Source organism: Lactiplantibacillus paraplantarum, from assembly GCF_003641145.1.
GTDB lineage: Bacteria > Bacillota > Bacilli > Lactobacillales > Lactobacillaceae > Lactiplantibacillus > Lactiplantibacillus paraplantarum.
Window position 1 is genome coordinate 1859732 of record NZ_CP032744.1, and the last position, 14431, is coordinate 1874162.

At 46.6% G+C, this 14431-nt stretch carries 11 protein-coding genes and 1 pseudogene; 5 read left to right on the forward strand and 7 right to left on the reverse strand.

Annotated features, from left to right (window positions below; all coding sequences use genetic code 11):
• Positions 1–13: 13 nt before the first annotated feature.
• The 5 genes from LP667_RS09145 to rnz are packed head-to-tail and all read right to left on the reverse strand — an operon-like array spanning position 14 to position 5008.
• Positions 14–532 (reverse strand): adenine phosphoribosyltransferase, encoded by a 519-nt coding sequence (locus LP667_RS09145; protein WP_021732043.1) that lies wholly within the window; start codon positions 530–532, stop codon positions 14–16.
• Between the two features lie 18 nt (positions 533–550).
• Complete coding sequence (recJ, locus tag LP667_RS09150; RefSeq protein ID WP_021732044.1) at positions 551–2887, reverse strand: single-stranded-DNA-specific exonuclease RecJ; 2337 nt, start codon at positions 2885–2887, stop codon at positions 551–553.
• A gap of 21 nt (positions 2888–2908) precedes the next feature.
• Positions 2909–3259, reverse strand: coding sequence for a LapA family protein (locus LP667_RS09155; protein ID WP_021732045.1), 351 nt, complete (start codon positions 3257–3259; stop codon positions 2909–2911).
• A 12-nt stretch (positions 3260–3271) separates the two neighbouring features.
• Positions 3272–4063, reverse strand: coding sequence for an SDR family NAD(P)-dependent oxidoreductase (locus tag LP667_RS09160; RefSeq protein ID WP_021732046.1), 792 nt, complete (start codon positions 4061–4063; stop codon positions 3272–3274).
• 9 nt (positions 4064–4072) lie between these two features.
• The gene (gene rnz / locus LP667_RS09165) at positions 4073–5008 is read right to left on the reverse strand and encodes a ribonuclease Z (protein ID WP_021732047.1); all 936 of its coding nucleotides are present in this window, start codon (positions 5006–5008) and stop codon (positions 4073–4075) included.
• Between the two features lie 400 nt (positions 5009–5408).
• On the opposite strand from rnz, the gene LP667_RS09170 reads away from it, so the two are divergent.
• Positions 5409–5693 (forward strand): hypothetical protein, encoded by a 285-nt coding sequence (locus LP667_RS09170; protein ID WP_021732048.1) that lies wholly within the window; start codon positions 5409–5411, stop codon positions 5691–5693.
• A 155-nt stretch (positions 5694–5848) separates the two neighbouring features.
• On the opposite strand, the gene obgE is transcribed toward LP667_RS09170, so the two are convergent.
• Positions 5849–7144, reverse strand: a complete 1296-nt coding sequence (gene obgE / locus LP667_RS09175) for a GTPase ObgE (protein WP_021732049.1) — start codon at positions 7142–7144, stop codon at positions 5849–5851.
• A gap of 247 nt (positions 7145–7391) precedes the next feature.
• Between obgE and LP667_RS09180 the strand changes: the two genes are divergently transcribed.
• The 4 genes and pseudogenes from LP667_RS09180 (at position 7392) to LP667_RS09195 (ending at position 12467) form a co-directional block, all read left to right on the forward strand.
• Positions 7392–8147 (forward strand): DeoR/GlpR family DNA-binding transcription regulator, encoded by a 756-nt coding sequence (locus LP667_RS09180; RefSeq protein WP_003644567.1) that lies wholly within the window; start codon positions 7392–7394, stop codon positions 8145–8147.
• Positions 8144–9061, forward strand: coding sequence for a 1-phosphofructokinase (pfkB, locus tag LP667_RS09185; protein WP_021732050.1), 918 nt, complete (start codon positions 8144–8146; stop codon positions 9059–9061). Before LP667_RS09180 ends, pfkB begins: the two co-directional genes overlap by 4 nt.
• Before the next feature lie 21 nt (positions 9062–9082).
• Positions 9083–11017, forward strand: coding sequence for a PTS fructose transporter subunit IIABC (locus LP667_RS09190; RefSeq protein ID WP_056988472.1), 1935 nt, complete (start codon positions 9083–9085; stop codon positions 11015–11017).
• 127 nt (positions 11018–11144) lie between these two features.
• A pseudogene (locus tag LP667_RS09195) lies at positions 11145–12467 on the forward strand (metallophosphoesterase family protein).
• Positions 12468–12580: 113 nt separating this feature from the next.
• Here LP667_RS09195 and uvrC read toward each other — a convergent pair.
• The gene (uvrC, locus tag LP667_RS09200; protein ID WP_021732053.1) at positions 12581–14395 is read right to left on the reverse strand and encodes an excinuclease ABC subunit UvrC; all 1815 of its coding nucleotides are present in this window, start codon (positions 14393–14395) and stop codon (positions 12581–12583) included.
• Between the last annotated feature and the right edge of the window lie 36 nt (positions 14396–14431).

Here is a 14431-nt window from a genome sequence, read left to right on the forward strand (position 1 = left end):
TTTTAGTTCAAGCTTAAAATTGCATCAAGCTCAACATATCATAATCTTTTATCTTGTCGCGGCCGTGCAAATCCTTCAGTTCGACTAAGAAAGCCGTTCCAACCACATTGCCACCTAATTCTTCAACCATTTGAATCGTTGCCGAAATGGTGCCACCAGTCGCCAGCAAGTCATCAGTGACGAGCACGTTTTGACCAGGTTTAATTGCATCTTTATGCAAATACAGTGCTGATTGACCGTATTCTAAATCATAAGTTGCTTTTACGGTCTCCCGTGGCAGCTTCCCTTTCTTACGAGCTGGTGCAAAACCAACACCCAGTTCATAAGCTACTGGACAACCGACAATAAAGCCCCGCGCTTCAGGACCGACAATCATATCAACATGTTTATCACGCGCAAACTGCACGATCTGGTCGGTGGCTTCACGGTATGCTTCACCATCAGCCATCAAAGGCGAAATATCACGAAAAATAATTCCGGGTTCGGGATAATCCGGAATACTAGCCACATACTTTTTTAAATCTAATGCCATTTGTTCTTAACAGCTCCTTCAATTCTTAACCGCAGCCTGGTTCTTCACCCATACTTGGAGCGCTGCAGATTTACTATATAAAAGCGTTTCTTCAGCAACGATTTGTTGCTCGCGTAGCTGATAACTAGGGGCGTGATGTAAATCCGCTTTCGCTGGATTCGAAACGCCATTCATGACACCATCATTTATTTTAACAAATCCAACCTCAAAAAACACCTGAATCATAAAAATAAGCAAATTTCGTTCAATATGCAGATGTTTAGCAACTAAGGTCAACTGATGATGAATGTCGACATCATGATGGGTAGCGGTGAACTGGAATAGCTTCGCAAACTGTTCACGATTTGGCATCCCAGTCATATAAACCGATTCTTGCCGGTACAAATAGAGGGTCACCTGATCAAGCGCAATTGTGGTTAAGAGTTGCGTCATGTCAGCAAGCGTATCAGGACAATCCACAACAAAGACGGCATGACTGGCCGTGACCGCTGCTAGCTCTACCGTCGTATCACCGACCCACACAGCTTGGACTTGTGATCCTAAGTATTGTTGAACTTTTTTCAATAATCGCTGATGGAAGAAAAGATAGACACCCGGTGCTTGAAATAAATGGGCTGACAAATGTTGCGTCCGAGCATCAATCACTTGGGTACCAGTCACCGCAATATCTTTAATCATAATTTGCGGCTTTGTCTGCCCATTCCAAGTATTTTCACTCAACTCACCAACTAGCGTGACATCTGCGGGACTCGCCTGAACGGCAGGTAACGCTGCTCCCATTGAAAAACCAATGGCGTCAACATTAACCGTCTCATCGCCAAGTTGTAATTTTAAATGCTGTTGATCACTACCAATCGCTCGCGCCTGTGGAATCATGTTTGGGGTTAATTCAAACACTGGCGCCGGATTATCCGTCCCAAATGGTGCTAACGTTTGAATATCCGCTAGCGTTGCCAAGGTCGCCTCAGCTAATGGTAACGTGCCATCAATTGGCAAACTGACCTGCGCGTTAGCCGCCAGTTGCTGATTGACCGCTGCTTCTTCCATCGCCGCTTTAAGGGTCGCCAGTTGATCGGCCATCACGGTCAAGCCAACCGCCATGTGATGACCACCAAATGCAACTAACGCCTCCCGGACAGGATCAATCGCAGCGAATAAATTATACGCCTCAACACTCCGGCCACTACCCTTGAGACGACCTTCGTCATCTTCATTTAGCACTAATGTTGGCTTACCAGTCGTTTCAACCACGTGGCTTGCGACAATACCCAAAACCCCTTCATGCCAACCATGGCCGGTAATCACTAAGGTTTGACGGGCCTGATTATCAGCCGTTTGTGCCTGTTCAATGGCACTAGCACTAATTGTTTTAACCAGGCCTTGCCGTTTTTCATTCAATTGATTGACCTGTTTAGCCAATGCCGTGGCCCGTTCATCATCCAAAGTCGTTAATAATTCAACACCACTTTGAGCCGACTGCAACCGACCCAGCGCGTTTAATCGCGGCGCAATTCCAAAACCAATGCTAGTCTCATTCAATTTATCAGGAACTAACCCAGCTTCTTGAATCAACGCTGCTAAACCCGGTCGCGTCGTCTGTTGCAAGACTTTCAAACCAAGTGTCACCAAAGTCCGGTTTTCAGCTGTTAAACTTACCAGGTCAGCAACCGTCCCAATGGCGGCCAGGTCTAATAATTCTTCCGGAACCTCTTCAAGTAGCGCAGTCGCCACTTTAAACGCCACGCCGGCACCAGAAAGACCACCAAATGGATAACTGCCCTCTGGATGTCGTGGATGAACAATGGCGTAAGCATGCGGCAATTCAGTCGGTAACTCATGATGATCGGTCACCACGACATCAATGCCCTGTTCCTGCACCTGATTGATAACTGCATTTCCCGCGACACCGTTGTCCACCGTCACAAATAGCTTCGTTCCAGCCGCAATCAACCGGTCAAAAGCGGCCTGATTAGGACCATAGCCATCTTTGAAACGATCCGGAATATAGTAATTCACGTTAGCACCAATTTGGTCCAGCGTTTCATACATGATTGACGTACTCGTTAACCCATCCGCATCATAATCGCCGTAAATGGTAATTTGATCCCCAGCAATGACCGCCTCTTGGATGCGCTCAACAGCTTTTTCCATGTCGTGCATGGTCATTGGGTCCAGCAATGGTTGTTGATCCGCGTGCAGGAATGGCACGGCTTCTTTGGCCGTATTAATGCCCCGCATCATTAACAGACGGGCAACTAAGGGGGTCACGCTAGCCGCCTCAGCCAACTTATCAACATCGGCTTCATCAATGGACGTCGTCAAGCGTGGTACCCACTTCTTCTTTGCCGCTAACATGGCATCCTTCCTTTCAACTACTTACTTATCGGTTGGCGTGGTTGGTTGTTCGACCACTGCCCGCTTTTGTTTACCTTTATTATTCAAACGCAACGTTAATTGCTTATTTTCAGCAGTCAACTTGTCAATCTTAGCCTGGGCCGCTGCCAATGCTTCACTATGGGCGGTCCGTTCCTTGGATTCATTGACCGTTGCCATCAGTACTGCGGTAATAACGCCTAAGATCAACGTCACCACAATGACCAAGATCAGTGGCCAATGAACCGCTGTAATCCCAAAATTGATTCGCACTGGTTCCACGTTTAAAATTGCAAAAATAATCACGACTAACGCAATGACTAGTGCACTCACTAACCGCCATTGATTCTTCATTAAACTCATCCCCTATTTAAAATTAAAAACCGTCCCCGTCAGCCAATCCCCGAGCTTGGGTGCCAGCTGATAACCTAAATTAGCCGCCGACATCACCCAGGGCCGATTCAATTCACGCCGTTGATGTCCCAGTTTGCTCACAATCAACTCAGCAAACTTAACGGGATTCAATGCCAGCTGCTCGACGCGTTCTAAGTAATGTCCGGCTGGATCCGCAATCTTAAAAAAGTCCGTTTTAATGGGGCCCGGATTAACCGTCAGCACGTTAACATGGGCATCCTTTAACTCTAGACGTAGTGCATTGTCATAAGCAATAACAGCCGCCTTACTAGCTGCATAAACGGCCGACTTCGGTGTTGCAATTTTGCCAGCCATCGAGGCGATATTAACAATTTCACCGGCTTGCTGTTTGACCATTCGCTGTGCAGCCAGTTGGCTAACATACATGGTTCCCAACGTATTGACACGCAACATTTTCGCCATCACCGCTGCATCCATCGCGGTTACCGTCGTCATATCACCAAAACCAGCGGCATTAATGACCACATCCAATTGACCAAATAGCTCATCGATGGTTGTAAAGACGTGATCAACGTCCGCCACGTGGCCCACGTCACAAGTAATCGCCACGGCCTGCCCTTGTGATAACAGACGACATTGATCAGCCACTTGTGTTAGCCGTTCACGTCGGCGGGCTGCTAAGACGACATTGGCTCCCTGACTCGCCACGGCTAGGGCTAATTGTTCGCCCAGTCCACTAGATGCGCCAGTGACCAAAACAGTTTTACCCATTAAGTTTGTCATTTACTTGACCTAACCTTTCTCAGGTAATGGAATATCAATTACATCAAAGTCGCGAACGACTTTTGAGTGACTGAAGACTTTCTGTGCTTGTTTTTGCAGTTCCTTACTTAACTTACCAGTATACCGGGCCGAAATATGTGTTAATAACAACTGCTTAACACCGGCTTGCTGGGCCACCTGAGCTGCTTGGGTACTCGTTGAATGGTAATAGTTATGTGCCAACTTACCTTCATCTTTTCCGAACGTGCTCTCATGAACTAAGGCATCCGCATCCTGTGCCAAACTGACCGCGTGCGGTGTCCGCCGAGTATCACCGAGAATCGTTACTGTTCGCCCTTTTTGTGGCGCAGCGATGTAATCTTGTCCATTGATTGTCCGACCATCAGGCAACGTCACCGTTTTGCCGGCTTTTAATTGACCATAGACGGGACCACTCGGAATGTTCAGGGCTTTGAGTCGCTCTGCTTGTAATTCACCTGGGTGATCAGCTTCTTCCACCCGGTAACCGAAACAAGCAATCCGATGATCCAGAGGCTCACAACTTACTTTGAACGTGGCATCTTCAAAGACCGTCTCAGCCTTCGTGATTTCATGAAACTTCAATGGATATGACAAATGGGTACCAGAGACCCGCAACGCCGTTTGAACGAAGTCACGCACACCAACTGGCCCGTATACCGTCAATGGCTCGTCACCACCCTGAAATGACCGCGAACTCAATAATCCTGGCAAGCCAAAGATATGATCACCGTGTAGATGGGTAATAAATATTTTGGCAATTTTGCGGGGCTTTAACGTCGTGCGTAAAATCTGATGTTGCGTCCCTTCGCCGACATCGAACAACCAGACTTCATTCCGTTCATCTAATAACCGCAATGCTGTGCTGGTGACGTTTCGAAATTTACCCGGTGAACCGGCACCGGTACCTAAAAATTCTAATTGCATATTTTTGTTCGTCCTATCTATACAGTCTGCTAACTATTTTACCGAATCTAACGGCAATACACAATTGTTAGCACTGCAAAGTCATGACCGGTGAACACAATTGCACCCACCGATCGTCATTTTAAAAATGACTTCAATTTATTCTAACATGTCACGCCAAAATTATCGCACTGGTTTTTTAAGAATTCGACTGCTGATAACGCGGTGACCACTAACTGTTCACACCTGAAGCTGCCAGCATCCAGCAACCCATTTTCACATCAAATTGACTATCATGACTGGTTGTGACCGTTTTCATCAAAAACGTCATCGACTAACTATGAATTACTGTCAATATTGCTTAACCTAATCGACTATCGTATACTTGCTTACAAAAGTATCTCAATACGAGGTGACCACTATGCGACTCATTGACTTTAACTTATCAACCGCTGATTTACAACAAATGCTACCACTATATTGGGAACCCGTGACCAATCAAGCCCATCCCATTCAAAGCGTCACACTCATTGATCAACAATTAGTATTAGTAGCCGCGCGATCTGGAGTACCACTGACGCTGGACCAATTCAACGCCCGTACCCGCCAAATCAGTGGACAGACTCAACTCTACATACAGACCGCGTCCCAACCACTCCGTTTATTTGGCTATCGGCTTAGCCAGCAACGACTATTGTTCGGCTGAGGACGTGGACCCAGATCCAAAAAAGCAGCGTGGTTAGTTAAGATCCTAACCACGCTGCTTTTTGTTCCATTATTATTTTATCGCAGGTCTGGCCGCCAGAAATTAATCTGACTGTCGTGACAAGCATCGTCAACTGGCCATCGATTCAAGCACATCTAATCCATGAATTGGAACGAGTAATCCAAGATTTGAATCGTATCATCATTCTTAGCACCGGCTGCCCGTAAAGCGTCATCAACGCCCATACCACGCAGTTGCCGCGCAAACCGCATTAGACTTTCTTCATGGTCTAAGTTGGTCATCTTAAATAGTCGTTCCAACTTTTCACCAGACAAGACAAACAAGCCTGGTTCTGGGTTATCAATGTTAAAGTCCGCATTCGTCTCAGTCGTGTAATCCCGGTGCTTCAAATCGTCAACACCCTTGATTGGGAATTGTGGTGTCGTATCTAATAAGTCAGCCGTCTTGGCTAACAAGGCTTTCAGTCCCTGTTGCGTGATCGACGATACTGGAAAGACAGCCGGTGTGTTGGGTAACATATCATCCGTCGCTAACTTCGCCTTAAAGGCTTCCAGATTAGCTTCGGCATCCGGCATATCCATCTTAGTCGCCACCACGATTTGGGGCCGTTTTAAGAGATCAGGATCATAACTCGTCAACTCATGGTTGATTTTATGATAGTCTTCAAACGGATCATTTTCTTCCACACCACTCATATCAATGAGATGTAAAATAACGCGGGTCCGTTCGATATGCCGCAAGAACTGAATCCCTAAGCCGACCCCGTTAGCCGCACCTTCAATCAAGCCAGGCAAATCAGCCATGACAAAATCGCGACCGTCATCCAAGCGAACCATCCCGAGATTAGGCACTAAGGTCGTAAAATGGTAGGCCGCAATCTTCGGCTTAGCACTCGTGACAACGGAAAGCAGTGTCGACTTACCAACTGAAGGAAACCCGACTAAGCCAACATCAGCCAAAACTTTCAATTCCATTCGAATTGTCAGTTCATCTCCAGGTTCACCGTTTTCAGCAATTTCTGGCGCCGGATTTTTGGGACTAGCAAAATGAATATTGCCCCGGCCACCCCGGCCACCTTTGGCGACAACTAGCCGTTGATCTTTACTGACGATATCACCAATCAACTCACCAGTCTCCGCATCCGTCACCGTGGTCCCAAGCGGCACCTTAATGACTGTATCCTTCGCAGAACGACCAGTCATCTGCTTGATCATCCCGTTACCACCAGCGGCAGCCTTGAATTTCCGCGTGTACCGAAAATCCATCAACGTCCGTAGCCCTTCATCGGCTTGTAAGACCACGCTCCCACCGCGGCCGCCATCACCACCAGCTGGGCCACCATTGGGTACAAACTTTTCACGGCGGAAAGCAACCATGCCGTTACCACCGTTACCGGCCTTTACATCTACTTTTACTTGATCAACAAACATGTTTTGTTCTCCTGTTTCTTCTATATTATTATCTACGAAATCCGATCGTGCGAAATTAGATACCTGACCTAGTATACAAATCTTCGGCCACTTCGTCAAAAGTTCCACGCCCAATCAAGATAATCAGCTTAAAATAACTCTTGGTGATGATTCAATGACGGATTTTGATTTATTTTGACAGTTTTTGAAGGTTTTTGTTGCATTTTGACGCTTAAACAGGTATATTATTATGCGGAGGGATTTGAAAGTGCTTACAGAAGAACGTCAACAGTACATTTTAAATACGATCCGTTTCAAGGGCATTATTAAAATCAAGGACATCTGTTCTGAAACTCGTTGTTCCGAGTCCACGGCACGCCGTGATCTCCAACAATTAGAAGAACAGGGCGAGTTACTCCGCGTCCACGGTGGCGCAAAATACATGAACTCGCTTCAAGAAGAACCCGCGATGAATGATAAGGTTTCCCGTAACGTTAATGCTAAGGACCATATCGCGCAGCAAGCGGTTGCAAATATTCAAGTCGATGACGTGATTTATTTGGATGCTGGTACATCAACACTGGCGATGATCCACCATTTAAATCCCAGTTATAACTTGCGGGTTGTAACTAATGGGGTCGTCCATGCTTCCGCCTTAGCGGACATGGGCATCCAGACCTACTTGCTTGGTGGCAATTTGAAAGGCACCACCAAAGCCGTGATTGGTCCCGAAGCCGTTAAGTCGTTAGAGGAATACCGATTCAACAAAGTTTTTCTTGGCATCAACGGTGTCCATCCCAAATTCGGGCTCACAACACCCGACCCTGATGAAGCGGTCGTCAAAAAAACCGCAATTTTACAAAGTGAAGAAAGCTTTATCTTAGCTGACAACACTAAGTTCGATCACGTTTCGTTTGCGCGCGTCGGTGATTTATCCAGTGCGACCATCATCACCGATCAACTCACACCAAGCGTTGCCGAACAATATCAACCATTAACTACGATTCAGGAGGTTCAATCATGATTTATACCATTACTGTCAATCCATCAATTGACTACGTGGTGCAACTACCCCAAATGACCCTCGGTAGCGTTAACCGATTAGCACATACGGCGAAACTGCCTGGTGGTAAAGGTATCAACGTTTCACAAATTTTAAACGACCTACACCAACCCAACAGAGCTCTCGGCTTTATCGGTGGGTTTACCGGCACGTTTATTAGTGATGCTTTAAAAGCCAAGGGCCTAGATTGCCACTTCACACCAATTGCCGATGATACCCGGATCAACGTGAAAATTCACGCTGAAGAGGAAACCGAATTAAATGGTGCGGGTCCCGACATCACAACAAATGAAATCGACAACTTCTATACCGAATTAGCCGATCTAACACCAGATGACGTGGTCGTCATGTCTGGTAGTCTGGCACCTAGCTTACCCGATAGCTTCTACTACGATATTATTCAAAAGGTTGAAGCTGCCGGTGCGAACTTTGTCATCGACACGACCGGTGAAGCCTTGAAGAAGACTTTGCCAAGTCACCCACTTGTGGTTAAACCGAATAACCATGAACTGGCTGATTACTATCACACGACGTTTAATGGCCAAGCCGATATTATCGCGGCGGGACAACGGATGCTGGCTGAAGGTGCACAACACGTGCTGATTTCAATGGCTGGCGATGGTGGCCTTCTAATCACCAAAGATGCGGTCTACTTTAGTCCCGCACCTAAGGGCCAAGTAATCAACTCAGTCGGTGCCGGTGATTCAATGATTGGTGGTTTTGTCGGCACATTTGCCAAAACACACGACGCTGTTGAAAGTTTCCGTTACGGTCTCGCCTGCGGATCCGCAACCGCCTTTTCGGAAGACATTGCGACCCGCGCCAAGATCGACGAAATCTTGCCACTCATTAAAATTGAAAAACTCGCTCACTAAAGAAAGGACTGTTACCTTAACATGGATATCCGCGATTTATTACTAAAAGATGTCATGATCATGGACATGCAAGCCACGACCAAAGACGAAGCGATTGATGAATTGGTTCATAAATATGCCGAACAAGGTGTCATCAACGACGAAGCGCTCTACAAGCAAGATATCATCAAACGTGAAGCTGAATCAACGACCGGGATCGGTGATGGGATTGCCATGCCGCATGCCAAAGATAAGGCTGTTAACCGGGCAACCGTCATGTTTGCTAAGAGTAAGGCCGGTGTTGACTTTAATGCGTTAGATGGTCAACCCGTGCACCTCTTCTTTATGATTGCTGCTCCCGAAGGTGCCAATAATACGCATTTGGCTGCTCTCGCCGCCCTCTCAAGCCTATTGATCGATCCTGAATTGGTCGCTAAACTTAAGAATGCCCAATCACCTGAAGAAGTTCAACAACTCTTCGGTGATGCCCAGGCTGCTAAGGAGGAAAAAGAAGCCGCAGCTGCCAGCACCACAACTGACGAAAAACGTCCCTACTTAGTTGGGGTTACCGCTTGTCCCAACGGGATCGCCCATACTTACATGGCTGAAGCCGCTTTGATCAAGGCTGGGGAAGCTGCGGGGGTCGATATTAAGATCGAAACAAACGGTTCTGAAGGTGTTAAGCACTTATTGACTGCCGATGAAATCGCTCGTGCCGACGGTGTTGTGATTGCTGCCGATAAGAAAGTCAAGATGGCTCGTTTTGATGGCAAACATCTCGTTAACCGTCCCGTCACAGATGGAATTAACAAGGCTGACCAATTAGTGCAAGAAGCTTTGAGCGGCAAAGCTCCCGTCTATCACGATGCTGATGGGGGTGCTACTGGCGACGATGACGGTGCTAGCGCTAATGGTAGTGTTTGGGGTGAAGTTTACAAGGACTTAATGAACGGGATTTCCCACATGTTACCATTCGTTGTTGGTGGTGGGATCTTAATGGCCCTCTCCTTCATTATTGAACAATTTGCCGGTAGTAAGAGCTTGGCCTTTACCTTCTTCAACCAAGCTGGTAACATGGCCTTCGCCTTCATGGTTCCCGTTTTAGCCGGTTACATCGCCGAATCAATTGGTGATCGCCCTGCTTTGATGCCTGGGTTCGTTGGTGGGTTCATGGCTACGGTTTACACTGGCGCTTACGGTGGTGTTTACACAGCTTCCATTACGGCCAATGCTAAGAGTCCCGCTGGCTTCTTAGGTGGTTTAGCCGCTGGGTTCTTGGCTGGTTACGTTACCGTTTGGATGAAGAAGTGGACCAAGAACATGCCACAATCCTTAGACGGGATGAAACCAATGTTGATTTTCCCAATTCTCGGATTATTGATTATTGCCGCTTTAATGTTCTTTATTGTTAACCCAATCTTCTCAGTTATCAACGCTTGGATTACCCACTTCTTGAACTCAATGGGTACTGGTAATGCCGTTCTTCTCGGACTCGTACTTGGTGGGATGATGTCGATCGATATGGGTGGTCCTTTCAACAAGGCTGCTTACGTCTTCGCCACCGGTGCCTTTACCGCCACGCAAGATGGGAACTTAATGGCTGCTGTTATGGCTGGTGGGATGGTACCACCATTGGCAACTGCGATTGCAACTGCTTTTTGGCCAAAGAAGTTTACGGATGACGAGCGTAAAGCTGGGATTTCTAACTGGTTACTTGGGGTTTCATTCATCACTGAAGGTGCGATTCCATTCGCCACGGCTGACCCATTACACGTTATCGGTTCTAGTGTTGTTGGGGCCGCCATTGCCGGTGGTTTAACGCAACTTTGGGGCGTTGCTGTCCCTGCTCCTCATGGTGGCCTTTGGGTCTCACTACTCGCCACGAACATCTGGGGTTACATCGGTGCCACGGTTATCGGTGCCGTTATTGCTGGGGTTATCCTTGGTATTTGGAAACCAGCTAAAGCAACTAAATAATGTCATGCAAAAAGACGATCAACATGATCGTCTTTTTTGTTAGCCAAATTAACGAAATATCCGTCTAACCCCGCTAAAAAACGGGTATAATAAAATTAATATGTTATTTAGAATCGAGACGAATTCGATGAAATTATGGAAATCTATCTTAGGCATCGGGATGGTGCTGCTCGGTGGTATCTTCTTATCTAGCTGCCAAAAAACTACGGCCACCACCCTGCCGCCTGTCACGCACAACACGTTAACGGCCATGATTATCAGTGACGACCATGTCATTGCACCAAGCTTACATGATAATGGTAAGGCTTTCAGCCAATATGCTGGCAACGATGCGGGGGCCGATTTAAAATACAGTGCCACAATTTTTCGCGCGTTTATCGCTAAAGCACTAGCTACAAAACCCGACGTTGTTCTCGTCAGTGGCGACATCACTAATAACGGTGAAAAAGCTAGTCATGAGTATGTCGCTAAGCAGCTTCGCCGACTAACTGACTAGCACATCCGCGTTTATGTCGTCCCTGGTAACCACGACTTGAATAACCCAATTGCCCGTCGCTTCAAGGGTAATCATCAGTATAGCACTGAGGCGACCAGCCCGACTCAGTTCAAAAAAATTTATCGGCAAGCTGGTTATAGTCAAGCCAGCGAAAATGATCCGAGTTCACTTGGGTACTTAGTCAAACCAAGTAAACACACCTGGTTTCTGATGTTAAACTCGGCCATCTATAAAAGTAATTATCAACAAGGCAACTCAACGGTCGGTGGCGGTTTAACAGACGGTACCTTGCAATGGATCGCTAAAGTCGGCAAACAGGCGAAACAGGCCCATGCAACGCTCATTCCTGTATTGCATCACAATACGATGGACCACACGGTGATTCATCAAGACTATACGATTGGCTACGCTGAAGATGTTCGCAAAGCACTGACAAACGCTGGTATTAAACTATCACTCAGCGGCCACATTCATGCGCAAAGTATCAAGTCGACCAAAGTTGCTGGACAGTCGCTAACCGATATCGCTAGCGGTGCCTTAATTTTAGGATCGCACTATTATGGTACGCTGAAGATCAATCAAGCTAACGGTACTGCTACCTACCGCGCAACCCCATTAAACGTGAGTGCCTACATCAAACAACAACAAGGTGTTACGGCCATGCGTGCTTATCAAAAGTATGACCACGATGTATTATATGCGGCCGGCTATAATGCAGCGCTGAGTCAACTATACGAAGATCGCGACGAGACCAAGCTATCAACCGCCAAAGTTAACCAATTAGCTCGTGGCATGGCCGCTGCTAACATCGCGCTGTTCCGGGGCACATCAGTCACGAATAGTACCGCAATCAAAGCCTGGCAGCAAATGCCACAAGATACGAGTCTGCGCGGATTCGTGCTGGCAACTCAGAAGCTGCATGGCAATGTGACGTGGTCGGGAAAAGTCCGATAAGCATTAGTGAGCGTGATTTTACTGCTCTCTACAATCATTTATTAAATATCCTATCAATTCGAGCATAAAAATAACGACTTAGTTGGCCAACTGAGTCGTTATTTTTATACGGACTATGTGGCCCCTTTTTGATAATGCTTCGGCGTCACGCCACCACCGGCTAATGAGAACTTCACAGTCTGTGCGACGTTTTTAGCAATCCCCAATGCCTGAATCTCCTCAATTGAGGCGCCAGCAATCTTACTCATGGAACCGAATTTGCGCAATAACTTGTTCCGCGTCTTAGGCCCCACACCAGGAATTTCATCTAACCGTGAACTCAACGAATGCTTAGTATGCACTTGACGGTGGAACGTAATGGCGAAACGGTGCACTTCATCCTGAATCCGTTGTAGTAAGTAGAAGCCCTGACTCTTAGGATCAAGATGTAGGTGCTGGTCACCGGCCGATGCGAGGAGGTCCGCCGTCTTATGATGATCGTTCTTGACCATCGCCGCAACCGGCGTTGCAATTCCTAATTCGTTCTCTAAGACGTCCTTAGCTGCTTCAAGTTGGATCTCGCCACCATCCATCAAAATTAGGTCTGGTAACGCTGTATGTTCCTTCAACAACCGTGTATAGCGCCGTCGAATCACTTCACGGGTCGAAGCTGCTTCATCCGCATGATCGACCGTCCGCAACTTATACTTTCGGTACAACTTCTTATTCGGTTGCCCGTCTGTGAAGACGACCATCGCTGAAACTAAGTCCGCTCCCTGAATATGGGAGTGGTCAAACGCTTCAATTTTATGACCCGCTGGTATACCTAAGGCGTCAGTAATTTCCTGCATCGCACCAGTTGTCTTGCGCTCATCCAACTCCAGCAACCGGAACTTTTCTTCCAAAACGATGCGCGCGTTCTTTTGAGCCATGTCTAACAAATCTTTCTTCTGCCCGCGCTGAGGTGTCCGTACGGGGATACCCAGAATATCACTTAAAACCTGTTTATCCAGCCCATTGGGAACCAGCACTTCGCGTGGTAGCACATTATTCTTACGGTTATAAAATTGCAGGATAAAACTCGTCATTTCTTCTGGTGCCGTCGATACGACTGGAAACAACCGTTTCTCACGTTTCATCAGCCGTGCTTGACGAATAAAGAAGACTTGAATTGAAAGCCAGCCCTTGTCCAAATAAAAGTTAAACAAATCACGCGGTGTATTATCATTGGAAATAATCTTTTGTTTTTCAACGGTCATCTCAATGTAATTCAATTGATCACGCAATTCGGCGGCTCGTTCAAATTCTAATTCAGCAGCTGCCTTGTCCATTCGTTTCGTTAATTGCTTCTTGACCGTTTCAACGTGCCCATTTAAAAAGGATTTAATTCGTTTGATCTGCGCGTCATACGCCGTCGTTGGTACTGTCTTGAAGCACGCACCGAGGCATTGACCCATATGATAGTACAGACAAGGCCGATTTTGAAACCCATGACACCGGCGTAACGGATAAACTTTCTGAATAAAGTTGACCGTCTCTTGAGCAGCGTAAACATTCGGATATGGGCCAAAATAATACCCACCATCTTTACGAACATCGCTCACAATTAAGATTTGAGGATCACGTTCATTGGTGATCTTGATATACGGATAACCGGTCCCTTTTTTTAGTTTAATATTAAAATAAGGTTGGTGCTTTTGAATCAACGTAATTTCTAACAGGAAGGCTTCCTTATCCGTTGAAGTCACAATAAATTCAAAATCCGCAATCTCCGAAACTAACCGTGCTGTCTTGCCGGTATGGCTACTTTTAAAATACGAACGCACCCGGTTTTTCAAGTTTTTGGCCTTACCAACGTAAATAATCTGACTATTTAAGTTTTTCATCAGATAACAGCCCGGTAAGTCCGGTAACAAAGATAATTTATGTTCAATATGCGCGGATGCCATGTCACACCTTCCCTTCGTTTAAATTAGCATTAATAG